The sequence below is a fragment of the Pseudomonas fluorescens genome (assembly GCF_902498195.1).
GTDB classification, from domain to species: Bacteria; Pseudomonadota; Gammaproteobacteria; order Pseudomonadales; family Pseudomonadaceae; genus Aquipseudomonas; species Aquipseudomonas fluorescens_BU.
The window spans coordinates 22,052-44,459 of the sequence record NZ_CABVIY010000004.1; the positions used below are offsets into that span (position 1 = coordinate 22,052).

Genomic DNA, 22,408 nt, shown 5'->3' on the forward strand with positions numbered 1-22,408 from the left:
GAAGTCGACCCGGTCCTGAAGTTGAAACATCGAACGCGTAACCCGTGCCAATGTCTGCATCCTGTACCGCCAACTCATCGATCATGGAGACGCTCTCATGCCAGAAGCATTGACCCTCAACCAACGCATCGTCCTGGCCTCGCGCCCCGTCGGCGCGCCGACGCCGGAGAACTTTCGCCTGGAGCGCGTCGCGCTGCCCGATCTGGCCGACGGCGAGGTGCTGCTCAAGACCCTGTATCTGTCGCTGGATCCGTACATGCGCGGACGCATGAGTGACGCGCCGTCCTACGCCGCCCCGGTGGAAATCGGCGGGGTGATGACCGGTGGTGCGGTCAGTCGGGTCGAGCGTTCGCTCAATCCGAAGTTTCAGGAAGGTGACCTGGTGGTGGGCGCCACGGGTTGGCAAAGCCACAGCATCAATGACGGCCGGAGCATCATGCCCCTCCCGTCAACTTTGCCAAGCCCGTCGATGGCCCTGGGTGTGCTGGGTATGCCGGGCATGACCGCCTACATGGGCTTGATGGACATCGGCCAGCCGAAAGAGGGCGAGACCCTGGTGGTCGCGGCTGCATCGGGTGCCGTCGGTTCGGTGGTCGGGCAAGTGGCGAAGATCAAGGGCTTGCGCGTGGTTGGCGTGGCCGGCGGTGCGGACAAGTGTCGCTATGTGGTCGAAGAGCTGGGCTTCGACGCCTGCATCGATCACAAGAGCCCGTCGTTTGCCGATGAGCTGGCGCAGGCGTGCCCCAAAGGCATCGACATCTACTACGAAAACGTCGGTGGCAAGGTATTCGATGGGGTGGTGCCGTTGCTCAATGCCAAGGCGCGGATTCCGCTGTGTGGCTTGATCGCGTCCTACAACGCCAGCGAAGCGCCGAGCGGGCCGGATCGCCTGCCGCAACTGCAGCGTACGCTGTTGACCAAGCGTGTGCGGATCCAGGGCTTCATCGTGTTCGATGATTACGGTGATCGCCAGCCGGAGTTCATCAGTGCCATGGCGCCCTGGGTGCGCGACGGCAAGGTGAAGTTTCGCGAAGACGTGGTCGACGGCCTGGAGAATGCGCCTGATGCGTTTATCGGTCTGCTGGAGGGGCGCAACTTCGGCAAACTGGTGATCAAGGTCGCCCAGGACTAATTGACGCTGCTATTTGACGCTAAACAGAGGCGCGGGTATAAACCGCGTCTCGTTGTTTTGTCGGACGTTTGCCCATGAGCTTCAGCCCTTTGATTCGCCAACTGATCGATGCCCTGCGCGTTTTGCCGGGTGTGGGTCAGAAAACCGCACAGCGCATGGCGTTGCAGTTGCTCGAACGTGATCGCAGCGGCGGCTTGCGGCTTGCGCAGTCTCTGAGCCAGGCCATGGAAGGGGTCGGTCACTGCCGTTTGTGTCGCACGCTGACTGAAGATGACCTCTGCCCGCAATGCGCCGATACCCGTCGCGACGATACGCTGCTGTGCGTCGTGGAAGGGCCGATGGATGTGTATGCCGTGGAGCAGACCGGTTTTCGCGGTCGCTACTTCGTGCTCAAGGGGCACCTGTCGCCCCTCGACGGCTTGGGGCCGGAAGCCATCGGCATTCCCCAGTTGATGGCGCGAATCGAGGAGGCGGGCACGTTTACTGAGGTGATCCTCGCCACCAACCCGACCGTGGAAGGGGAAGCCACGGCGCACTACATCGCCCAGTTGCTCAGCAGCAAAGGTTTGATCGCTTCGCGCATCGCCCATGGCGTGCCGCTGGGCGGGGAGCTGGAGTTGGTGGATGGCGGGACGCTGGCGCATTCGTTTGCCGGGCGTAAGCCGATTGCTCTGTAGTGTTTGATCTGACGCCTTCGCGAGCAAGCCCGCTCCCACATTGGATTTGTGGCGTACACAGATCCCTTGTGGGAGCGGGCTTGCTCGCGAATGGCGCACCCCGGTGTACCTGATTCGCACAATCCTGTTGAAAACCAAGCAAGCGCTCGGTTAACGTCGGCGAACCCCTCCAGTGGAGTTCGCCGATGCCTGCCTTCCAGGAATACTTCGACCCCAGCCACCAATTGGTCCGTGACAGCGTCAGGCGCTTCGTCGAGCGCGAGATTCTGCCGGACATCGACCAGTGGGAAGAAGCCGAGAGCTTTCCCCGTGAGCTTTACCTCAAGGCCGGCGCGGCGGGGATTCTCGGCATTGGTTATCCGGAAGGTTTCGGCGGCAGCCACGAAGGCGATCTGTTCGCCAAGGTCGCCGCCAGCGAAGAGTTGATGCGTTGTGGTTCCGGTGGCCTCGTGGCGGGGCTGGGATCGCTGGACATCGGCCTGCCGCCGATTCTCAAGTGGGCCAGGCCCGAAGTCCGTGACCGGGTGGTGCCACAGGTGTTGTCGGGCGAGAAGATCAGCGCCCTGGCGGTCACCGAGCCCGGCGGCGGTTCCGACGTCGCCAACCTGCAGACCCGCGCCGTGCGTGACGGCGAGGTCTACCGGGTCAACGGCAGCAAAACCTTTATCACCAGTGGCGTACGCGCGGATTTCTATACGGTCGCGGTGCGCACCGGTGAGCCGGGTTTCGCCGGCATCAGCCTGTTGTTGATCGAGAAGGGCACCCCCGGGTTCACCGTGGGCCGGCAGCTGAAGAAAATGGGCTGGTGGGCCTCGGACACGGCTGAATTGTTCTTCGATGACTGCCGGGTGCCGGTGGGCAACCTGATCGGCAGCGAGAACATGGGTTTTGCCTGCATCATGGGCAACTTCCAGAGCGAACGCCTGGCGCTGGCATTGATGGCCAACATGACCGCGCAACTGGCCCTGGAGCAAAGCCTGAACTGGGCCCGTGCCCGTGAAGCCTTCGGCAAACCCATCGGCAAGTTCCAAGTGATCAAGCACCGCCTCGCCGAAATGGCCACGGCCCTGGAGGTCTCACGGGAATTCACCTATCGCCAGGCGGCAAAAATGGCGGCGGGGCAGAGTGTGATCAAGGAGATTTCCATGGCCAAGAATTTTGCCACCGACACGGGGGACAGGATCACCACGGATGCCGTGCAGATCCTGGGTGGTCTGGGCTACATGCGGGAAAGCCTGGTGGAGCGGCTATACCGGGATAACCGGATTCTTTCGATCGGGGGCGGGACGCGGGAAGTGATGAACGAAATCATCAGCAAGCAGATGGGGCTTTAAGTGTTGTGGTGTAGCTGCTGACGCCTTCGCGAGCAAGCCCGCTCCCACATTGGAGCGCATTCCAGTGTGGGAGCGGGCTTGCTCGCGAAGAGGCTTTGCAGGCGCCCCTTACTTGTCGGTCAACGCAAACTGCGTCAGGCAAAAAGTAGGAATACCCATGTCTTCCAGGCGTTGCGACCCACCCAATTCCGGCAAATCAATAATCGCCGCCGCTTCATGAACCCGGGCGCCCATGCGGCGAATCAGGTTCGCTGCGGCAATCAAGGTGCCGCCGGTAGCAATCAGGTCATCGAACATCACCACCGAATCGCCTTCGCACAGGCTGTCGGCGTGCACTTCCAGGAACGCTTCGCCGTATTCGGTGGCATAGCCCTCGGCCAGGACATCGGCGGGCAGCTTGCCTTGTTTGCGGAACAGCACCAGCGGCTTGTTCAGCTGATAGGCCAGCACCGATCCGATCAGGAAACCACGGGCGTCCATGGCGCCGATGTGGGTGAAATCGGCCTCGACGTAACGGTGGGCGAAGCTGTCCATCACCAGGCGCAACGCCTTGGGCGACTGGAACAACGGGGTGATGTCGCGAAAAATCACGCCCGGCTTGGGAAAGTCGATCACGGGGCGGATCAGGGATTTGATGTCGAAGGCGTCGAAAGCCATAGTCGTAGAATCCTGGCAGGGCAAACGACGCATTATAACGGCGGCTGAACCGTTTCGCTCAGCCGCTGGCGCTTGAATCATCCGTCGATCGAACCGCCAGCCAGGGCGCACAGCTGGATCGGGTCGAGGATGCGGATTTCCTTGCCTTCGGCGGCGATCAGTTCGTTCTGCTGGAAGCGCGTGAACACCCGCGACACAGTTTCCACCGCCAGGCCCAAGTAGTTGCCGATTTCATTGCGCGACATGCTCAAGCGGAACTGATTGGCTGAGAAGCCCCGGGCGCGGAAACGTGCCGACAGGTTGACCAGGAAGGTGGCGATGCGCTCGTCGGCGGTCTTTTTCGACAGCAGCAACATCATCTGCTGGTCGTCACGAATCTCGCGACTCATCACCCGCATCAGTTGTCGACGCAGCTGCGGCAATTGCAGGGCCAGTTCGTCGAGGCGCTCAAAGGGGATCTCACACACCGACGTGGTTTCCAGCGCTTGCGCGGACACGGGATGCTTTTCGGTGTCCATGCCCGACAGGCCGACCAGTTCGCTCGGCAGGTGGAAACCGGTGAGCTGCTCTTCGCCAGCGTCACTCAGGTTGAACGTCTTGAGTGCGCCGGAGCGTACCGCGTAAACGGAGTCGAACGTGTCGCCCTGGCGAAACAGGAACTCACCTTTTTTCAGCGGGCGACCGCGTTTGACGATTTCGTCCAGCGCGTCCATGTCTTCCAGATTCAGCGAAAGTGGCAAACACAGCGGGGCCAGGCTGCAATCCTTGCAATGGGCCTGGTTATGAGCGCGCAGTTTTACTGGCTCGGACATTTCTTCAATCCTTGTAGGAAAACACACATAAGACGTAAGGGTAACCTAGCCAAGGACATTGAGGCCAGCGCGTGGCGCTTTTGTCGCAGGTCTAGATCACCCGGGAAAACCGTTGCTGGTTGTGTTGTTCCAGGTAGGCATCGAACACCATGCACACCGACCGCACCAGCAGGCGCCCGGCAGGCAAGACAGTGATTTTTTCGCGATTCAGCTCAATCAGGCCATCTTTGGCCATTTGCTGCAATGGCGACCAGAGTTCGCCGAAATAGCCTTGAAAATCGATGTTGAAGGCCTGTTCTATTCGGCCGAATTCCAGCTCGAAATGACAGATCAATTGCTGGATCACGGCGCGCCGGATACGGTCGTCGGCGTTGCATGACAAACCACGGCTGGTGGCCAATTGGGCCGAGGCCAGGCTGTTCTGGTACTGGTTCAAGTCGCTGCTGTTCTGGCAGTACAAATCGCCGATCTGACTGATCGCCGACACGCCCAGCCCGATCAGATCGCACTGGCCGTGGGTGGTGTAGCCCTGGAAGTTGCGTTGCAGGGTCGATTCTTCCTGGGCAATCGCCAGCTCGTCGTCGGGCAGGGCGAAATGATCCATGCCGATGTAGCGATAACCGGCGGCGGTCAGCTGATCGATGGTGCGCTGCAAAATTTCAAGCTTCTGCGCCGGCGTCGGCAGGTCCTGGCTGTTGATCCGCCGTTGCGGCATGAAGCGTTCCGGCAAGTGCGCGTAGTTGAAGACCGAGAGCCGGTCCGGTTGCAGGCTGATGACTTCTTCGACGGTGCGGGCGAAATTTTCCGGCGTCTGTTTCGGCAGGCCGTAGATCAGGTCGATGTTGATCGAGCGAAATTGCAGGGTGCGCGCGGCGTCGATCACCGCACGGGTTTCTTCCAGGCTTTGCAGGCGGTTGACCGCGCGCTGTACGGCCGGGTCGAGGTCTTGCAGGCCGATGCTGACCCGATTGAACCCCAGCTCGCGCAGCAGGCCCATGGTCGACCAGTCGGCTTCGCGGGGGTCGATTTCGATGCCGTAGTCGCCCGAGTCGTCGTCGAGCAAATTGAAGTGCTTGCGCAGGTGTGCCATCAACTGACGCAATTCGTCATGGCTGAGAAAGGTCGGCGTGCCGCCACCGAAGTGCAATTGCTCAACCTTTTGCGTGGGGTCGAGGTGACAGGCGATGAGCTGGATTTCCTGTTCCAGGCGCTGCAAGTAGGGCAGGGCGCGGCCACGGTCCTTGGTGATGACTTTGTTGCAGGCGCAGTAGTAGCAAATGTTCGCGCAAAACGGCACGTGCACATACAGCGACAAGGGTCGCAGGGCCTTGCGACTGTCACGCAGGGCGTGAAACAGGTCGAAGCTGCCGACCTGGCCATGGAACTGCATGGCGGTCGGATAAGAAGTGTAGCGCGGTCCCGCCAGGTCATAACGGCGGATCAGATCGGTATCCCAACGAATGGCGTCGAGCAACATGCGGGCATCCCCCGGAACAGGCTGGCAGTGTTGGCCAGTCTAGGGGGTGAGAAATTTCAGGATCTTGATTTGCATCAAAAGGCATCAAGATCGGAAGATCGCAGCCTTCGGCAGCTCCTACGGGTGCATGTCATTCCATGTAGGAGCTGCCGAAGGCTGCGATCTCTGTTTTTAATGGCCCATAAGCCAATGCTGATGCGGCCCCGGCAAGGTCCAAATACCAAACAGCATCACCAGCATCCCGCCGGCCATGCGCACGCTACGCTTGCGCAACAACGCCGTCACCCGTTCGGCCGCAAGTCCGGTGGCCAGCAGTACAGGCCAGGTACCGAGGCCGAACGCCAGCATCAGCAGCGCACTGTCCAGCGCATTGCCCTGGCTGGCCGACCACAGCAACGTGCTGTAGACCAGGCCGCATGGCAGCCAGCCCCAGAGCGCGCCCAGCAGCAATGCGCGAGGGAGGCTCGACACCGGCAACAACTTGTTGGCAATCGGCTGGATATGCCGCCACAGGCCGCGACCGAGACTTTCGATGCGCGTCAGGCCGCTCCACCAGCCGGCCAGGTACAGGCCCATGACGATCAGCAACAAGCCGGCGAGCACACGCATGAACATCGCCGCCGGGCTGTTAGCCACCGCCCAGCCCGCCAGGCCAATCAGCAGGCCGGCAGTGGCATAGCTGAGGATTCGCCCCAGGTTGTAGGCCAGCAGCAAGCGAAAGCGGCGGCGGCGTTGATCCGGGGGAATCGCCAGGGTCAGCGCGCCCATCAGGCCGCCGCACATGCCCAGGCAATGACCGCCACCGAGCAGGCCCAGAATCACCGCAGACACCAGCAAGGGCGCCAATTCAAGCATGGGGCGGGGCCTTGTCGTCGGGTTTGGCTGGATGGCCGCTGGCCTCATCGACGGCCGCGGTGTGGTTTGGGTCCTGATCGTCGAACAGAATGCTGTGGGCCGGGCCATCGAGGTCGTCGTACTGACCGCTGTCGACCGCCCAGAAGAAGATGTAGATAGCGATGGCCACGATCAGCAGCGCGGCCGGGATCATCACATAAAGAGCTGGCATCTGGACTCCATGCCCGTGCGGCTCAGGCCGGCAACGGGCGGGTTTCTGGGGGGGTGGCGGCCACTGGCGCGCCGGGCAAGCGAGTCAGGCGCAGGGCATTGAGCACCACGGTCAACGAACTGATCGACATGCCAACCGCGGCCCACACCGGGGTGATCCAGCCGAGGGCGGCGAACGGCAACATGAGGCCATTGTACAGCGCGGCCCACAGCAGGTTCTCGATGATCACCCGGCGGGTGCGCCGGGCCAGGCTGAAGGCTTGTACCAGCGCATCGAGGCGATTGGACAGCAACACCGCGTCGGCGCTGGTTTTCGCCAGGTCGGTGGCCGAACCCATGGCCACGCTGATGTCGGCGGCGGCCAGCACCGGCACATCGTTGACCCCGTCCCCCAGCATCAACACCTTGCGACCTTGCTGGTGCAACTGTTGCAGCACTTGCAGTTTGTCGTCCGGACGCAGTCCGCCCCGGGCTTCGTCGATGCCCAGTTCCTGCGCGACACTGGCGACCATCGGCGAGCTGTCACCCGACAGCAGCAACGTGAGCCAGCCACGCGCCTTGCAGGCCGCCAGCAGGGCCGGGGCATCGGCGCGCAAACGGTCGTCGAGCACGAACCAGGCCAGCGGCCCCTGTTGATCGCCGAGCAGCAGCCATTGGCCGGCTTCCTCAGGCATCGCAGGCACGGCGGCGCCGCTGAGCTCGCAAACGAAACCGGGCTGGCCGATGCGCAGACGCTGCTCGCCGACCAATCCTTCAAGACCAAGGCCTGGCGTGCTGTGCACGTCTTCGGCGGCCAGTGGCGCGCGACCGAAGGCGCGGGCGATCGGGTGTTCAGAGCGGTTTTCCAGCGCGGCGGCGAGACTCAGGCATTGATCGCTGTCGAGGGCGCCCAGAGGACGGATCGCACGCAGGGCCAGGCGCCCTTCGGTGAGGGTGCCGGTCTTGTCGAAAATCACCGTGTCGATCTGGTTCAGCCCCTCCAGCACATGGCCCCGGGTCAGCAGCAAGCCGAGTTTGTGCAAGGTGCCGGTGGCGGCGGTGAGGGCGGTCGGCGTCGCCAGGGACAGGGCGCAGGGGCAGGTCGCGACAAGCATCGCCAGGACAATCCAGAAGGCGCGCGAGGGGTCCAGCTCCCACCACAACAGGCCAATGCAGGCGCAGGCGATAAGGGTCAGCAACAGGAACCATTGCGCGGCACGGTCGGCGATTTCCGCCAGCCGCGGTTTCTCGGCCTGGGCACGGTCCAGCAGGCGGACAATGGCCGAGAGGCGGGTGTCCTGGCCCAGGGCCTGGACTTCGACGGTCAGCGCGCCTTCGACATTCAGGGTGCCGGCGGTGACGGCGTCGCCAGGCGTGCGCGGTTGCGGCAGGTATTCGCCGGTCAGCAGCGATTCGTCGATGCTCGACTGGCCATTGAGGATCTTGCCGTCTGCCGGGAGGATTGCGCCCGGATGCACCAGCACCTGGTCGCCGACCCGCAATTCACTCAGCAGGATCCGTTCGCTCTGCCCGTCGACGCTCAAGCGCAGGCAGGAAGCAGGCAACAGATTGACCAGTTGCGCGGTGGCGGCGGCGGTGCGTTCGCGGGCGCGGCGTTCCAGGTAGCGTCCGGCCAGCAGGAACAGTGCAAACATGCCAACGGCATCGAAATACAGTTCGCCGACACCGGTGATCGAGGTCCAGATCCCGGCGATGTAGGCGCTGCCGATGGCCAGCGAGACCGAAACGTCCATGGTCAGGTGTCGTGTCCGCAGATCGCGCATCGCCCCCTTGAAGAACGGCGCGCAACTGTAGAACACGATCGGGGTGGTGAGGAACAGTGCGACCCAGCGCAGGATGGTGTGCAGTTCAGGGCTGAGGTCGATGTTGAATTCCGGCCAGGTGGCCATGGTCGCCATCATCGCCTGGAACCACAGCAGTCCGGCGACGCCCAGCTGACGCAAGGCCAGGCGGTTCTCACTGGCCAGTTGTTCGCTGGCGCGGTCGGCTTGATAAGGGTGGGCGGCGTAGCCGATGTGGCGCAGTTCGCCGAGCACTTGGCTGAGCGGCATTTGCGCGTCGGCCCAGCGCACGTGGAGGCGATGGTTGGACAGGTTCAGGCGTGCCTCGGCCACCGCCGGCAAGGCGCGCAGGTGTTTCTCGATCAACCAGCCGCAGGCGGCGCAACTGATGCCTTCCATCAACAGGGTGGTTTCGGCCAGTTCGCCTTCGTGGCGGACGAAGGGTTGCTGCACTTCGGCGCGGTCGTACAGCACCAGTTCATCGACCAATTGCACCGGCAGGGCCTCGGGGTTGGCCGAAGCTTCGCTGCGATGCTGGTAATAGCTTTCCAGTCCGCCGGCGACAATCGCTTCGGCCACTGCCTGGCAACCCGGGCAGCAGAACTCGCGGGTTTGCCCCAGGACCGCCGTGGTGAAACGGCTGCCGGCCGGGACGGGCAGGGCGCAGTGGTAGCAGGGGAGTGGGGTGGTCATCGAATGGAGTCTATATCGTCCGCAAAGTCCGAATCCCTGTGTAGGAGCTGACGAGTGAAACGAGGCTGCGATCTTTTAAAGAAAGATCAAAAGATCGCAGCCTCGTTTCACTCGTCAGCTCCTACAGGATCTGGCCATTCTTATTTCTTCAGGTCTTCCGCGCCTTGCAGCGGTTCATCACCGAGCAGCAGGTCCTTGTCATGATCGACCGACTCTTCCTCGAACATGCGCCAGATATGGTCGTCCTGAGTGCCAAGCAATTCGACAAAGCGCCGACCTTCGACCTTGTCGCTCAACTGGCCGATGTAGCGGCCCTGTTCGGTGTCGCTGCGGGTCAGGACGATCTTGCGGTCCTTCTCCGGTTGAGTCGGCGAGATCAGGTTCAGTTCAAGGGTTTTCGGCTGGCTGTTGCCGCTCAGGCGCAGATCGACTTCGCCGGTGACGTCATCCAGATGAATGCTGGCGCGCATCAGCAGGGTCTGCGCCAGCAGTTCACGATCCAGGGAACGGTTGATGCCTTTGCCGGCCTCGTAGTAGTTGTCGTTGACCAGGTTGTCCGGGTTGTTCACCGCGATGGTCACCATGGACAAGGTCAAAGTCACCGAGCAGGCCAGAATCCCGATGATGATCCATGGCCAGAGGTGCTTGTACCAGGGACTTGCGGCGTTTGCTGCGGGCATGATCACTTCTCTCAACGATTTTGTGGGCCGATGAACCGGCTCTTGGCTTCAACGTGGATGCTGGCGTCATCGGCATCCTTGAGGATGAATTTCACCTCGTTGGTGCTCGATGGCAGGTGTTCCGGGGCCACCGACAGCTCGGCGGGCTGGCTGACGATATCGCCGGCCGCGACCTTGATCTCGCGCCGGCCTTGCAGCTTGAGGTCCGGCAGGCCGGTGGCTTCAAGCACGTAGGTATGGTCGCGCTGATCCTTGTTCATGATCTTCAGGCTGTAGACGTTTTCGATCCGGCCTTCGGCGTTTTCGCGGTACAGCACACGGTCCTTGCTGACATCGAAACCTACCAGCGAGCGCATGAAGAACGCCGTCACCAGCAAGCTGATCATCGCCAGCAACACCACGGCGTAGCCGATCAGGCGCGGACGCAGTTTATGGGTTTTCTGCCCGGACAGGTTGTGTTCGGTGGTGTAGCTGATCAGGCCGCGCGGGTACTCCATCTTGTCCATGATCGCATCGCAGGCGTCGATACAGGCGGCACAACCGATGCACTCGATTTGCAGGCCGTCGCGGATGTCGATGCCGGTCGGGCAGACCTGGACGCACATGGTGCAGTCAATGCAATCGCCCAGGCCCTCGGCCTTATAGTCGATGCCTTTCTTGCGCGGGCCGCGCGATTCGCCACGACGCGGATCGTAGGAGACGATCAGGGTGTCCTTGTCGAACATCACGCTCTGGAAGCGCGCGTACGGGCACATGTAGATGCACACCTGCTCGCGCAGCCAGCCGGCGTTGCCGTAGGTGGCGAGGGTGAAGAAACCGACCCAGAAGTACGACCAGCCATCGGCCTCGCCGGTGAAGAAGTCGATGGTCAGCTCGCGGATCGGCGAGAAGTAGCCGACGAAGGTCATGCCGGTCACGAAACCGATCAGCAGCCACAGCGTGTGCTTGCTGAATTTGCGCAGGAATTTGTTGGCGCTCATTGGCGCCTTGTCGAGCTTGATGCGCTGGTTGCGGTCGCCTTCGGTGACCTTTTCGCACCACATGTAAATCCAGGTCCAGACGCTCTGCGGGCAGGTGTATCCACACCAGACGCGGCCGGCGTATACCGTGATGAAGAACAGGCCGAACGCGGCGATGATCAACATGCCCGACAGCAGGATGAAATCCTGGGGCCAGAAGGTCGCGCCGAAGATGAAGAATTTACGCTCCGGCAAATTCCACCAGACGGCCTGATGCCCGCCCCAGTTCAGCCACACCGTGCCGAAATACAGCAGAAACAACACAGCACCGCCCGCCATTCGCAGGTTGCGGAAGATACCGGTGAAGGCGCGGGTGTAGATCTTTTCTCGAGAGGCGTAGAGGTCGACGCTGTTGTTCGCGTTTTTGGCGGGCGGAGTAACGTCGTGTACCGGAATCTGGTTGCTCATCGGTTGCATCCCACGGCAGTGGAAAAATGCCTCGGTCAGTACGTGCCGGCCGGGGTCAAAAGGGGGTAGTGCAGTGGCTCAATGATACGCCTGTCGCTCTAGGCTGCGGGTGCGACCTTTGGTCACGTTGGTGGAAATCAACTGACCGTGTAATGACCTGTATCAATTGACTTGTGAATTATGGCCGGTTTTCAGGTGGGGCGGCGTCAATCCTGCAATGGCCTTACAAACCAGGTGCCTGTCGCGTTTAAGGGCACAACGATAAAAAAGGCCCCGCCAATTTACATTGGCAGGGCCTTTTTACATCGCATCAAGCGTCTGCCTTACTGGGCACCTTCCGCCGCAGCCTTCTCGCCATGAGACAGGCTGTAGACGTAAGCGGCCAGCAGGTGAACCTTGTCATTGCCCTGCATTTGCTCTTGCGCAGGCATCTGGCCCTGGCGGCCGTAACGGATCGTCTGCTGCAGTTGCGCGAAGCTCGAACCGTAGATGAACGCTGCCGGATGGGTCAGGTTTGGCGCGCCCATGGCCGGGGTGCCTTTGCCTTCCGGACCGTGGCAGGCCACGCAGTTGGCGGCGAACAGCTTCTGGCCGGCAACCGGGTCCGCCTTGGTGCCTTCCGGCAGCTTGCGGCCATCGAGGTTGGTCAGTACGAACGCGGCAACGTCCGCCACGCCTTGCTCGCCGATCACTTCCGCCCACGCAGGCATCACCGCGTGACGGCCGCCCATGATGGTGGTCTTGATGGTTTCCGGCTCGCCACCCCAGCGCCAGTCGGCGTCGGTCAGGTTAGGGAAGCCGTAGGCGCCTTTGGCGTCGGAGCCGTGGCAGACCGAGCAGTTGGAGGCGAACAGGCGGCCACCCATCTTCAGGGCTTGCGGGTCCTTGGCCACTTCTTCGATTGGCATGGAAGCGAATTTGGCGAAGATCGGGCCGAACTTGGCGTCCGAACGGGCCATTTCCTTTTCCCACTCGTGAACGCCGGTCCAGCCGGTCTGGCCGTTGGCGAACGCGGTCTGCTTTTCGTTATCCAGGTAGTTGTAACCCGGCAGCAGGCCTTTCCAGTTGCCCAGGCCCGGGTACAGCACCAGGTAGCCCAGGGCGAAAATGATGGTGCCCACGAACAGCATGAACCACCATTTCGGCAGCGGGTTGTCGTACTCCTCGATACCGTCGAAGGAGTGTCCAACCGTCTCTTCGGTGGCCTCGCTGCGCTGGCCCTTGCGGGTCGACAGCAACAGCCAGGTCAGGGAAAAGATCGTACCGAGACTGAGGACTGTGACGTACAGACTCCAGAATGTAGTCATTCTTTGTTACTCCTAGAAGCTTGCTCGACGTGCTTGATGGCTTCGGGATCATCCGCGAAAGGCAGCAAGGTCGCGTCTTCAAACTCCGACTTGCGCTTGGGGCTGAAGACCCACAAGGCCAGGCCGACAAAGGCCACCATCACAACGACGGTGCCCAGGCCACGAATCATCCCGATATCCATTTAGATCACCGTTTGCTTTTGATGATGGTGCCCAGGCCTTGCAGATAGGCCACCAGCGCGTCCATTTCGGTTTTGCCCTTCACGGCATCCTTGGCACCGACGATGTCTTCGTCGGTGTAAGGGACGCCGAGCGCGCGCAAGACTTCCATTTTCTTGGCGGTGTCTTTGCCGTCGAGCTTGTTTTCCACGAGGAACGGGTAGGCCGGCATCTTCGATTCCGGTACGACGTTGCGCGGGTTGTACAAGTGCGCACGCTGCCAGTCATCGGAGTAACGACCGCCGACACGGGCCAGGTCCGGACCGGTACGCTTGGAACCCCACAGGAACGGGTGGTCCCAGACGCTTTCACCGGCGACCGAGTAGTGGCCGTAGCGTTCGGTTTCAGCACGGAACGGGCGGATCATCTGCGAGTGGCAGCTGACACAACCGTTGGCGATGTAGATGTCGCGGCCTTCCAGTTCAAGGGCGGAGCGAGGCTTCATGCCTTCGACCGGCTTGTTGGTAACGTCCTGGAAAAACAGCGGAACGATCTGGGTCAGGCCGCCGACGCTGACGGCGATGACCATGAAGAAGGCCAGCAGGCCAATGTTCTTCTCGACTGCTTCATGCTTCATCAGTGAGCTCCAACTACAACAATCTGTTCGGCGGCTTCAGCTTCGGCCGGGTTCGAGGCGCGTACGGTACGCCATACGTTGTAGGCCATGAACAGCATGCCACTGGCGAAGAACGCACCGCCCAGGGCGCGAACGATGAAGCCAGGGTGGCTGGCTTGCAGCGCTTCGACGAACGAGTAGGTGAGGGTGCCGTCATCGTTGATTGCACGCCACATCAGGCCTTGGGTGATGCCGTTGACCCACATCGAGGCGATGTACAGAACGGTACCGATGGTGGCGAGCCAGAAGTGCGTGTTGATCAGGCCGATGCTGTGCATCTGCGCGCGGCCGAACAGTTTCGGAATCATGTGGTAGATCGCGCCGATCGAAATCATCGCTACCCAGCCCAGGGCCCCGGCGTGTACGTGGCCGATGGTCCAGTCGGTGTAGTGCGACAGCGAGTTCACGGTCTTGATCGCCATCATCGGACCTTCGAAGGTCGACATGCCGTAGAACGCGAGGGAAACGACCAGGAAGCGCAGGATCGGGTCGGTGCGCAGCTTATGCCAGGCGCCCGACAGGGTCATCATGCCGTTGATCATGCCGCCCCAGCTTGGCGCCAGCAGGATGATCGACATCGCCATGCCCAGCGATTGTGCCCAATCCGGCAGCGCGGTGTAGTGCAGGTGGTGCGGACCGGCCCAGATGTACAGGGTGATCAGCGCCCAGAAGTGCACGATCGACAGGCGATAGGAGTAGATCGGACGCTCGGCCTGTTTCGGCACAAAGTAGTACATCATCCCCAGGAAGCCGGTGGTCAGGAAGAAACCTACGGCGTTGTGGCCGTACCACCACTGGATCATCGCGTCCGTCGCGCCCGAATAGGCCGAGTAGGACTTGAAGAAACTGACAGGCAGGGAAGCGTGGTTGACGATGTGCAGCATCGCGGTCACGACGATGAAGGCACCGTAGAACCAGTTGCCCACATAGATGTGCTTGGTCTTGCGTTTGGTGATGGTGCCGAAGAACACCAGACCGTAGGTGACCCAGACGATGGCCAGCAGAATAGCCAGGGGCCATTCCAGCTCAGCGTATTCCTTGGTGGTGGTGTAACCCAGCGGCAAGGTAACGATGGCGCCGACGATCACCGCTTGCCAACCCCAGAAGGTGAAGGCCGCGAGGCTGTCGGAAATCAGTCGCGTTTGGCAGGTTCGCTGCACGACGTAATAGGAAGTGGCAAACAGTGCACATCCACCGAAGGCGAAAATCACCAGGTTGGTGTGCAACGGGCGCAGGCGTCCAAAGCTCGTCCAGGGCAGACCGAAGTTCAATTCCGGCCAGACCAGTTGAGAGGCGATGAAGACACCGAGCCCCATGCCAAGGATCCCCCAGACCACCGTCATGATGGCGAACTGGCGGACTACCTTATAGTTATAAGCAGTCGGACTGATTGCTGTGCTCATTCTAAGGTTCCACGGTTTGGGTGTTTTATTAGGATTAAAAATCGGCCGCAAGTATGTAGAAAGCGTAGGGTCATTGCAACGCGCCATGACCTGGGTCAATGCGTTCAAATGCTGATTCTGCGGCCTTTCCATGCGCCGCGTAAGGACAAAATCGGCCGCAGGCAAAACGTCCCGGAAGATGGATCAGGCGAGGGGGTCAGGTCGGATGTAACGAGGTGTGTTCAAACGCAACGATTGGGGGACCGAAGGCAATTGGCGCGACAGCCGGTATCTACCAGCCTTTGCGGCCTGTCATCGGGCAGATTCGTCGAACACATCGTTCAGGGTCGACCTGGAACCGGCGCTGGCCAGTCCGCATCGGGGGAAGCTTAGACCCGAATCGGGGGAACCGAAAGGCGGAGTATCGGAGGGTGCGACAATGGGTCGCAAAGGAGAAGGGAACTGCCGCATCCGGGAGAATGCGGCAGCAGAGCGGTCGTGAATTATTCGTTTTTGCCCTCAGCCTGCAAACGCTCTGTATTCAGGCCATGGGACAGGCTGTACACATAAGCGGCCAGCAGTTGCACCTTATCGTTGCCGAGCAGTTCGCTTTGCGCCGGCATGTGGCCCTGGCGGCCATGACGAATGGTTTGCTCCAGCTGCGTCAGGCCTGTTCCGTAGATAAAGCCGGCCGGGTGCGTCAGGTTTGGCGCGCCCATGGCTTCGGTGCCCTGGCCGTTTGCCCCGTGGCAGGCTGTGCACGTGGTGCTGAACGCTTGCTGTCCGGCTTGCAGGTCGGCGGTGCTGTCGGCGGGCAGTGGCAGGCCGGCCAGATCATGGCGCACGTACGCCGCAACGTTTTTCACCCCGGCCTCGCCAAGGACTTCACCCCAGGCCGGCATCATCGCCACGCGTCCACCGAGGATGGTGGTCTTGATGGTTTCGGCGTTGCCGCCCCAGCGCCAGTCGCTGTCCGCCAGGTTGGGGAAGCCGAAGGCACCCTTGGCGTCCGAGCCGTGGCACACCGAGCAGTTGGAGGCGAACAGGCGGCCGCCCATTTTCAGTGCTTGCGGGTCCCTGGCCACTTCTTCCAGCGGCATGGCGGCGAATTTGGCGAAGATCGGCCCGAACTTCGCATCGGCCTTGTCCATCTCCTTTTCCCATTCGTGTACGCCGGTCCAGCCGTTTTCGTAGCCGGGCAGGATGCCTTTCCAGTTGCCCAGGCCGGGGTAGAGAATCAGGTAGCCGACGGCGAACACCAGGGTGCCGGCGAACAGCATGAACCACCACTGCGGCAGCGGGTTGTCATACTCCTCGATGCCGTCGAAGCTGTGGCCCATGGTCTGGTCGACGCTGCCCTTGGTTTCGCCCTTGCGGGTGCCGATCAGCAGCCAGGTCAGGCCGATCAGGCTGCCGATGGTCAGTACGCAGATCCACGCACTCCAGAAGGTGGTCATGGCCGGGTACTCCTTGTCGTTGCGGATTCTTGGTTATCGGATGGCGGCTCGTCGGCGAACGGCAGCAGGCGCGCCTCGGCGAATGCCGGGCTGCGCCTGGCGTTGAACACCCAAAGGGTCAGGCCGACGAAGGCCACGAACACCACGACCGTGCCCAGGCCGCGGATCATTCCAGTACTCAATTCAAAGACCACGGCTCACCTCTTGCTCTTGATCGCAGTGCCAAGCACTTGCAGGTAGGCGACCAGCGCGTCCATTTCGGTCTTGCCCTTGAGCGACTCGACGCTGCCGGCAATGTCCTCATCGGTGTAGGGCACACCGAGGGTGCGCATGGCGCGCAACTTGGTTTCGGTGTGGCTGCTGTCGAGCGGGTTGGCCACCAGCCACGGGTAGGCGGGCATCTTCGATTCCGGCACCACGTTGCGCGGGTTGTACAAGTGCGCGCGGTGCCAGTCATCCGAGTAGCGCGCGCCGACCCGGGCGAGGTCCGGGCCGGTGCGTTTCGAACCCCACAGGAACGGGTGATCCCAGACGCTTTCCCCCGCCACCGAGTAGTGGCCGTAGCGTTCGGTCTCGGCACGGAACGGGCGGATCATCTGCGAGTGGCAACCGACACAGCCTTCACGGATGTAGAGGTCGCGGCCTTCCAGTTGCAGCGCGGTGTAGGGCTTCATGCCTTCCACCGGCTTATTGGTCACGTCCTGGAAGAACAGCGGGACGATCTGGGTCAGGCCGCCGATGCTCACGGCCAATACCATCAGCAGCATCAGCAGGCCGACGTTTTTCTCGATTGTTTCGTGTTTCATGGCGGACTCCTCAGGCCATCTGCGCGGCAGCGGCGACGTCGGCAGGCTGCGAGGCCCGCACGGTGCGCCAGGTGTTGTAAGCCATCAGGAACATGCCGCTGAGGAAGATCGCCCCGCCCACCAGCCGCACGACGAAGCCGGGGTGGCTGGCCACCAGGGTCTCGACGAAGGAGTAGGTCAGCGTGCCGTCCTCGTTCACCGCACGCCACATCAGGCCCTGGGCGATGCCGTTGACCCACATCGAGGCGATGTAGAGCACGGTGCCGATGGTGGCCAGCCAGAAGTGCGCGTTAATCAGGCCGATGCTGTGCATCTGCTCGCGTCCGAAGACTTTCGGGATCATGTGGTACAGCGCGCCGATGGAAATCATCGCCACCCAGCCGAGCGCGCCGGCGTGGACGTGGCCGATGGTCCAGTCGGTGTAGTGGGAGAGGGCGTTGACCGTCTTGATCGCCATCATCGGCCCTTCGAAGGTCGACATGCCGTAGAACGCCAGCGACACCACGAGGAAGCGCAGGATCGGGTCGCTGCGCAACTTATGCCAGGCGCCCGAGAGGGTCATCATGCCGTTGATCATGCCGCCCCAGCTCGGCGCCAGCAGGATCAGCGACATCACCATGCCCAGCGACTGTGCCCAGTCCGGCAGCGCGGTGTAGTGCAGGTGGTGCGGACCGGCCCAGATGTACAGGGTAATCAGTGCCCAGAAGTGCACGATCGACAGGCGATAGGAGTACACCGGGCGTTCGGCCTGCTTGGGCACGAAGTAATACATCATGCCGAGGAAACCGGCGGTGAGGAAAAAGCCCACGGCGTTGTGGCCGTACCACCATTGCACCATGGCGTCGGTCGCACCGGCGTACAGCGAGTAGGACTTGGTAAAACTCACCGGCAACTCAAGGTTGTTGACGATGTGCAGGATGGCGACAGTGATGATGAACCCGCCAAAGAACCAGTTGCCCACATAAATGTGTTTGGTCTTGCGCTGCATGATCGTGCCGAAGAACACGATGGCGTAGGCGACCCAGACGATGGTGATCAGGATGTCGATCGGCCATTCCAGCTCGGCGTATTCCTTGGAACTGGTGTAGCCCAGCGGCAGGCTGATGGCCGCCAAGAGGATTACAAGCTGCCAGCCCCAGAAGCAGAACGCGGCGATTTTCGGCGCAAACAGCTGGGTCTGGCAGGTCCGTTGCACCGAGTAGAACGAACTGGCGAACAGGGCGCAGCCGCCGAAGGCGAAGATCACCGCGTTGGTGTGCAGCGGGCGCAGCCGCCCGAAGCTGGTCCACGGCAGGTTGAAGTTGAGTTCGGGCCAGACCAACTGGGCCGCGAGAAAAACCCCGAGCCCCATGCCGACGATGCCCCACACCACCGTCATAATGGCGAATTGGCGGACCACCTTGTAGTTGTAGGCGGTACTGATAGAAGTGTTCATGGTTCCCCATCCACGGTTCAGCCGAAGTGGGCGTGTGCAAGGCAACGTCCCCTTCGCCTGGAGTTATAGGCAGACTAAAAGCGAGGCAAGCATGGACAAACAGCACAAGGCCGGTATTGACGGGGATCAATGGGCGCAGTGCGTGCAGGATCATGGATGGTTGTGGAACGCCGCCGTGGCGCCGGCGTCGGCCACGCTGATCCTCGCCCATGGCGCCGGTGCGCCGATGGACAGCGACTGGATGAACGACATGGCCGCACGCCTCGCGGCGCTGGGCGTCAACGTGTTGCGCTTCGAGTTTCCCTACATGGCGCAGCGGCGTGTCGATGGCGGCAAACGACCGCCCAATCCGGCACCGAAACTGCTGGAATGCTGGCGTGAGGTGTATGCCGAGGTGCGACGCCATGTCGCTGGGCCATTGGCCATCGGCGGCAAGTCCATGGGCGGGCGGATGGCCAGTTTGCTGGCGGACGAACTGGGCGCGGATGCGCTGGTGTGCCTGGGCTATCCGTTTTATGCCGTGGGCAAGCCGCAGAAGCCGCGGGTCGAGCATCTGGCCGGGTTGAAGACGCGGGCGCTGATCGTGCAGGGGGAGCGCGATGCATTGGGTAATCGTGAGGCCGTCGCGGGGTATGAGCTGTCACCGGGCATCGAGGTGTTTTGGCTGGTGGCGGGGGATCATGATTTGAAGCCGTTGAAGGTTTCCGGGTTTAGCCATGAGCAGCATTTGGCGGCTGCGGCGGGGAGGGTTGCGGCATTTCTCCAGTGAGATTTGCAGTGCCCGTCATGGCCTCTTCGCGAGCAAGCCCGCTCCCACGGGTGAGCGCGTTCCCAATGTGGGAGCGGGCTTGCTCGCGAATGCGGCCTGTCAGGCAGCAGGATTCTCAGACTGACAATAAAAAACCCGGAGGCTTTCACCGTCCGGGTTTTCTGTTCTCAGCATCAATCAGCGGTTAAACCGCTCCACCAGCGAATACTGGGTATTCGCCGTCTTGGTCAGCTCTTCACTCAACAGCGCCGAGTTCTGCGCCTGTTCCGAGGTCTGGTCAGCCAGGTGCGAAATGTTGCTGATGTTGCGGCTGATTTCTTCGGCCACGGCGCTTTGCTCTTCGGTCGCCGCCGCGATCTGGGTGGTCATGTCGGTGATGTTGGCCACCGCTTCGCTGATCCCCACCAGCGCCTGATCCGCTTCCAGCACCCGTGCCACGCCTTCTTCGGCCTGGCGATGCCCGGCTTCCATGGTTTGCACCGCGGTGCCGGCGGTTTGCTGCAGCTTGGCGATCAGGGCGTGAATCTGCCCGGTGGATTCGCTGGTGCGTTGCGCCAGTTGCCGGACTTCATCGGCCACCACCGCAAAGCCCCGGCCCATCTCGCCGGCGCGGGCCGCTTCAATGGCGGCGTTGAGCGCCAGCAGGTTGGTCTGGTCGGCGATGCCTTTGATCACGTCGACCACGCCGCCGATTTCATCGCTGTCCTTGGCCAGTTGGGTCACGGTCTGACCGGTTTCCCCGACCACCACCGACAGGCGCTGGATGGCTTCGCGGGTTTCCCCGGCAATGTCACGACCGCGCCCGGTCAGGCGGTTGGCTTCCTGGGTCGCATCGGCGGTGCGCTGCACGTGGCTGGCGACTTCCTGAGTGGTGGCGGCCATCTGGTTGACGGCGGTGGCCACTTGCTCGGTTTCCACGCGCTGGCGTTCCAGGCCCGTGGAGCTGTTGTGCGCCAGGGCGTCGGACTGCTTCGCCTGCTCGGTCAGGTGTTCGGCGGTGTCCTGCAGACGCGTCAGGCAGGTTTTCAGGCGGGCTTCCTGGCTGAGGATCGACATCTCCAGGCGCGCCTGGGCGCCACGGCTGTCGGTGTACATCTGCGCGATCAACGGGTCGGACGTGGTCTGCTCGGCCAGGCGCAACAAACGCTTGATGCCGCGTTGCTGCCAACTCAGGCCCATCAGGCCCAGCGGCACCGAAAGACCGGCGGCCAGGGCAAAGCCCCACTGGGAGTTAAGCGAGGCACCGATCATGAAGCTCAACTGGCTAACCAGAATGAACGGCAGCCAGTCCTGAAGGACCGGCAGCCATTTATCGGTGGCAGGAACCGCCGGCTTGCCCTGGTTGATGCGTTGGTAAAGCGCTTCGGCACGGCGGATCTGTTCGGCGGAGGGTTTGACCCGCACCGACTCGTAACCGATCACCTGGTTGCCTTCGAAGATCGGTGTCACATAGGCGTTAACCCAATAGTGATCACCGGTCTTGCAGCGATTCTTGACAATACCCATCCATGGCAAGCCTTGTTTCAGTGTGCCCCACATGTGCGCGAACACCGCGGCCGGCACGTCGGGGTGACGCACCAGATTGTGCGGCGCACGGATCAGTTCCTCGCGCGAAAACCCGCTGATCTCGACGAAGTCGTCGTTGCAGTAGGTGATCATGCCCTTGGCATCGGTGGTGGAAATCAACCGTTGCTGGGCCGGAAAGGTCCGCTCGCGTTGTGTAATTGGCTGGTTGTTACGCATGGCTTTTTTCATCCGCAAGGCTTTCAAGTGCTGTATCGGCATGCCCCGGGATTTGTTGAGATTATTTTTCGATAATCAGCGACGCGTCGCAAAATGACCCTTGCGTCAGCCGGCGAGCATCGGATAGGTGAACAGCCCGAAGTGCAGCAGATTCAAGCCGAAATGCGTGGCGATGGCCGCCGCCAGCCCGCCGAAACGGTAGGCCAGGCCGTACCCGATCCCGGCCAGGCTCGCCAGCAACACCCACTGCCAGCCGGCACCCAGGTGCGCGAGGCCGAATAACAACGAAGCGAGCAACAGGGCCAGATGGTCGCCGTGGGGCAAATGTCCCAGGCGCCGGCTCAGGCCGCCCTGTATATAGCCGCGAAACAGTGCTTCCTCGACCAGCGTCACCAGCAGCAAATTGTTGAGCAGCCACAAGACGGCGTGTTCCGGCCATTTCGGTGCCCAGGCGATCACGCCCAGCATCAGCGCGCCGCCCAAGGCCAGCAGGGCGCTCAGGGTCAGTGCCAGGGCCGTGGCCGGGAGGAACAGCCGCAGCGAGCGCCGGCCGATAATCCACGGGCAGGCCAGCAGCAACCAGAAGCCGATCAGGGGTTTGTCCAGGTTCAGGTACAGGGAAAACGGCACGGCATCGTCGGTGAAGCGTTGCGGATCGATGACGCGAGCGTTGTAGAAACCGGGCAGCCAGTGCGTTGCCAGCGCCAGGGCCAGCACGATGAACAGGGCGTGGCCGAGGTAGCGGCCGAGCGGGAGCTTGGGTTGGCGGGCGGCAAAACCGGCGATCAGCAGCAGCGCGACGGGGAGCGCGGCGAGCCAGCCGAGCCGGCCATAGGCCAGCGCCATGCCGTAGCCGAGGGAGAGGAGGGCCAGGTAGCTCCATGGCAGGGTGAGCATTGAAAATCCTTGTTTCGATGTTTAGGTTGCACCCAATCCCTT

The 22,408-nt window shown here is 61.9% G+C and carries 22 protein-coding genes; 4 read left to right on the forward strand and 18 right to left on the reverse strand.

Annotated elements, in window-relative coordinates; genetic code table 11:
- The first annotated feature begins 97 nt into the window (after positions 1-97).
- The 3 genes from F8N66_RS15115 to F8N66_RS15125 all read left to right on the forward strand — a co-directional run bounded on the left by F8N66_RS15115 (position 98) and on the right by F8N66_RS15125 (position 3,143).
- A complete protein-coding gene (locus tag F8N66_RS15115) occupies positions 98-1,132 on the forward strand; it encodes an NADP-dependent oxidoreductase (protein WP_150770956.1) in 1,035 nt (344 codons plus the stop codon).
- 74 nt (positions 1,133-1,206) lie between these two features.
- Positions 1,207-1,809, forward strand: coding sequence for a recombination mediator RecR (gene recR / locus F8N66_RS15120; RefSeq protein WP_150770957.1), 603 nt, complete (start codon positions 1,207-1,209; stop codon positions 1,807-1,809).
- Between the two features lie 185 nt (positions 1,810-1,994).
- Positions 1,995-3,143: an acyl-CoA dehydrogenase family protein gene (locus tag F8N66_RS15125; RefSeq protein ID WP_150770958.1), complete on the forward strand. Its 1,149-nt coding sequence runs from the start codon at positions 1,995-1,997 to the stop codon at positions 3,141-3,143.
- A gap of 108 nt (positions 3,144-3,251) precedes the next feature.
- Here F8N66_RS15125 and F8N66_RS15130 read toward each other — a convergent pair whose 3' ends face one another.
- The 16 genes from F8N66_RS15130 to ccoN (F8N66_RS15205) all read right to left on the reverse strand — a co-directional run bounded on the left by F8N66_RS15130 (position 3,252) and on the right by ccoN (F8N66_RS15205) (position 18,957).
- A complete protein-coding gene (locus F8N66_RS15130; RefSeq protein ID WP_150770959.1) occupies positions 3,252-3,800 on the reverse strand; it encodes an adenine phosphoribosyltransferase in 549 nt (182 codons plus the stop codon).
- 77 nt (positions 3,801-3,877) lie between these two features.
- Complete coding sequence (fnr, locus tag F8N66_RS15135) at positions 3,878-4,612, reverse strand: fumarate/nitrate reduction transcriptional regulator Fnr (RefSeq protein WP_150770960.1); 735 nt, start codon at positions 4,610-4,612, stop codon at positions 3,878-3,880.
- Positions 4,613-4,703: 91 nt separating this feature from the next.
- Positions 4,704-6,086, reverse strand: coding sequence for an oxygen-independent coproporphyrinogen III oxidase (hemN, locus tag F8N66_RS15140; RefSeq protein WP_150771589.1), 1,383 nt, complete (start codon positions 6,084-6,086; stop codon positions 4,704-4,706).
- 174 nt (positions 6,087-6,260) lie between these two features.
- Complete coding sequence (locus F8N66_RS15145; RefSeq protein ID WP_150770961.1) at positions 6,261-6,944, reverse strand: sulfite exporter TauE/SafE family protein; 684 nt, start codon at positions 6,942-6,944, stop codon at positions 6,261-6,263.
- The gene (gene ccoS / locus F8N66_RS15150; RefSeq protein ID WP_059404569.1) at positions 6,937-7,155 is read right to left on the reverse strand and encodes a cbb3-type cytochrome oxidase assembly protein CcoS; all 219 of its coding nucleotides are present in this window, start codon (positions 7,153-7,155) and stop codon (positions 6,937-6,939) included. The genes F8N66_RS15145 and ccoS overlap by 8 nt, the downstream gene beginning before the upstream one ends.
- Before the next feature lie 22 nt (positions 7,156-7,177).
- Positions 7,178-9,628 carry a heavy metal translocating P-type ATPase gene (locus F8N66_RS15155; RefSeq protein ID WP_150770962.1) on the reverse strand — a complete coding sequence of 817 codons (2,451 nt, stop codon included), beginning with the start codon at positions 9,626-9,628 and terminating at the stop codon, positions 7,178-7,180.
- Between the two features lie 140 nt (positions 9,629-9,768).
- On the reverse strand, positions 9,769-10,308 hold the full coding sequence (locus F8N66_RS15160) for a FixH family protein (RefSeq protein ID WP_150770963.1): 540 nt from the start codon (positions 10,306-10,308) through the stop codon (positions 9,769-9,771).
- Positions 10,309-10,319: 11 nt separating this feature from the next.
- Positions 10,320-11,735 (reverse strand): cytochrome c oxidase accessory protein CcoG, encoded by a 1,416-nt coding sequence (gene ccoG / locus F8N66_RS15165; RefSeq protein WP_150770964.1) that lies wholly within the window; start codon positions 11,733-11,735, stop codon positions 10,320-10,322.
- A 323-nt stretch (positions 11,736-12,058) separates the two neighbouring features.
- Positions 12,059-13,042, reverse strand: a complete 984-nt coding sequence (gene ccoP, locus F8N66_RS15170) for a cytochrome-c oxidase, cbb3-type subunit III (RefSeq protein WP_150770965.1) — start codon at positions 13,040-13,042, stop codon at positions 12,059-12,061.
- Complete coding sequence (locus F8N66_RS15175) at positions 13,039-13,224, reverse strand: CcoQ/FixQ family Cbb3-type cytochrome c oxidase assembly chaperone (RefSeq protein ID WP_032831505.1); 186 nt, start codon at positions 13,222-13,224, stop codon at positions 13,039-13,041. Before F8N66_RS15175 ends, ccoP (F8N66_RS15170) begins: the two co-directional genes overlap by 4 nt.
- Before the next feature lie 5 nt (positions 13,225-13,229).
- Complete coding sequence (ccoO, locus tag F8N66_RS15180) at positions 13,230-13,838, reverse strand: cytochrome-c oxidase, cbb3-type subunit II (protein ID WP_150770966.1); 609 nt, start codon at positions 13,836-13,838, stop codon at positions 13,230-13,232.
- Positions 13,838-15,280, reverse strand: a complete 1,443-nt coding sequence (gene ccoN, locus F8N66_RS15185) for a cytochrome-c oxidase, cbb3-type subunit I (protein WP_150770967.1) — start codon at positions 15,278-15,280, stop codon at positions 13,838-13,840. Before ccoN (F8N66_RS15185) ends, ccoO (F8N66_RS15180) begins: the two co-directional genes overlap by 1 nt.
- Positions 15,281-15,762: 482 nt before the next feature.
- A complete protein-coding gene (gene ccoP, locus F8N66_RS15190) occupies positions 15,763-16,716 on the reverse strand; it encodes a cytochrome-c oxidase, cbb3-type subunit III (protein ID WP_150770968.1) in 954 nt (317 codons plus the stop codon).
- A complete protein-coding gene (locus tag F8N66_RS15195) occupies positions 16,713-16,910 on the reverse strand; it encodes a cbb3-type cytochrome oxidase subunit 3 (protein WP_150770969.1) in 198 nt (65 codons plus the stop codon). The genes ccoP (F8N66_RS15190) and F8N66_RS15195 overlap by 4 nt, the downstream gene beginning before the upstream one ends.
- A gap of 3 nt (positions 16,911-16,913) precedes the next feature.
- Positions 16,914-17,522 carry a cytochrome-c oxidase, cbb3-type subunit II gene (ccoO, locus tag F8N66_RS15200; RefSeq protein WP_150770970.1) on the reverse strand — a complete coding sequence of 203 codons (609 nt, stop codon included), beginning with the start codon at positions 17,520-17,522 and terminating at the stop codon, positions 16,914-16,916.
- A gap of 10 nt (positions 17,523-17,532) precedes the next feature.
- Entirely contained in the window at positions 17,533-18,957 is a 1,425-nt protein-coding gene (ccoN, locus tag F8N66_RS15205) for a cytochrome-c oxidase, cbb3-type subunit I (protein WP_150770971.1), read from the reverse strand.
- A gap of 91 nt (positions 18,958-19,048) precedes the next feature.
- Between ccoN (F8N66_RS15205) and F8N66_RS15210 the strand changes: the two genes are divergently transcribed.
- Positions 19,049-19,726: an alpha/beta family hydrolase gene (locus F8N66_RS15210; protein ID WP_150770972.1), complete on the forward strand. Its 678-nt coding sequence runs from the start codon at positions 19,049-19,051 to the stop codon at positions 19,724-19,726.
- A gap of 177 nt (positions 19,727-19,903) precedes the next feature.
- Here the strand turns inward: F8N66_RS15210 and F8N66_RS15215 are convergent, their stop codons facing one another.
- Positions 19,904-21,469, reverse strand: a complete 1,566-nt coding sequence (locus F8N66_RS15215) for a methyl-accepting chemotaxis protein (RefSeq protein ID WP_150770973.1) — start codon at positions 21,467-21,469, stop codon at positions 19,904-19,906.
- A gap of 105 nt (positions 21,470-21,574) precedes the next feature.
- A complete protein-coding gene (locus F8N66_RS15220; RefSeq protein WP_150770974.1) occupies positions 21,575-22,366 on the reverse strand; it encodes a CPBP family intramembrane glutamic endopeptidase in 792 nt (263 codons plus the stop codon).
- Between the last annotated feature and the right edge of the window lie 42 nt (positions 22,367-22,408).

Excerpts from the sequence above, each read along its gene's own strand:
- F8N66_RS15220 (WP_150770974.1), bottom strand. The coding sequence starts at position 22,366 with ATGCTCACCCTGCCATGGAGCTACCTGGCCCTCCTCTCCCTCGGCTAC.
- ccoO (WP_150770970.1), bottom strand. The coding sequence starts at position 17,522 with ATGAAACACGAAACAATCGAGAAAAACGTCGGCCTGCTGATGCTGCTG.
- F8N66_RS15215 (WP_150770973.1), bottom strand. The coding sequence starts at position 21,469 with ATGCGTAACAACCAGCCAATTACACAACGCGAGCGGACCTTTCCGGCC.
- ccoO (WP_150770966.1), bottom strand. The coding sequence starts at position 13,838 with ATGAAGCATGAAGCAGTCGAGAAGAACATTGGCCTGCTGGCCTTCTTC.
- ccoP (WP_150770968.1), bottom strand. The coding sequence starts at position 16,716 with ATGACCACCTTCTGGAGTGCGTGGATCTGCGTACTGACCATCGGCAGC.
- F8N66_RS15210 (WP_150770972.1), top strand. The coding sequence starts at position 19,049 with ATGGACAAACAGCACAAGGCCGGTATTGACGGGGATCAATGGGCGCAG.
- F8N66_RS15160 (WP_150770963.1), bottom strand. The coding sequence starts at position 10,308 with ATGCCCGCAGCAAACGCCGCAAGTCCCTGGTACAAGCACCTCTGGCCA.
- F8N66_RS15145 (WP_150770961.1), bottom strand. The coding sequence starts at position 6,944 with ATGCTTGAATTGGCGCCCTTGCTGGTGTCTGCGGTGATTCTGGGCCTG.
- recR (WP_150770957.1), top strand. The coding sequence starts at position 1,207 with ATGAGCTTCAGCCCTTTGATTCGCCAACTGATCGATGCCCTGCGCGTT.
- ccoN (WP_150770971.1), bottom strand. The coding sequence starts at position 18,957 with ATGAACACTTCTATCAGTACCGCCTACAACTACAAGGTGGTCCGCCAA.
- ccoP (WP_150770965.1), bottom strand. The coding sequence starts at position 13,042 with ATGACTACATTCTGGAGTCTGTACGTCACAGTCCTCAGTCTCGGTACG.
- F8N66_RS15130 (WP_150770959.1), bottom strand. The coding sequence starts at position 3,800 with ATGGCTTTCGACGCCTTCGACATCAAATCCCTGATCCGCCCCGTGATC.
- fnr (WP_150770960.1), bottom strand. The coding sequence starts at position 4,612 with ATGTCCGAGCCAGTAAAACTGCGCGCTCATAACCAGGCCCATTGCAAG.
- F8N66_RS15125 (WP_150770958.1), top strand. The coding sequence starts at position 1,995 with ATGCCTGCCTTCCAGGAATACTTCGACCCCAGCCACCAATTGGTCCGT.
- ccoG (WP_150770964.1), bottom strand. The coding sequence starts at position 11,735 with ATGAGCAACCAGATTCCGGTACACGACGTTACTCCGCCCGCCAAAAAC.
- F8N66_RS15175 (WP_032831505.1), bottom strand. The coding sequence starts at position 13,224 with ATGGATATCGGGATGATTCGTGGCCTGGGCACCGTCGTTGTGATGGTG.
- ccoN (WP_150770967.1), bottom strand. The coding sequence starts at position 15,280 with ATGAGCACAGCAATCAGTCCGACTGCTTATAACTATAAGGTAGTCCGC.
- F8N66_RS15155 (WP_150770962.1), bottom strand. The coding sequence starts at position 9,628 with ATGACCACCCCACTCCCCTGCTACCACTGCGCCCTGCCCGTCCCGGCC.
- F8N66_RS15115 (WP_150770956.1), top strand. The coding sequence starts at position 98 with ATGCCAGAAGCATTGACCCTCAACCAACGCATCGTCCTGGCCTCGCGC.
- ccoS (WP_059404569.1), bottom strand. The coding sequence starts at position 7,155 with ATGCCAGCTCTTTATGTGATGATCCCGGCCGCGCTGCTGATCGTGGCC.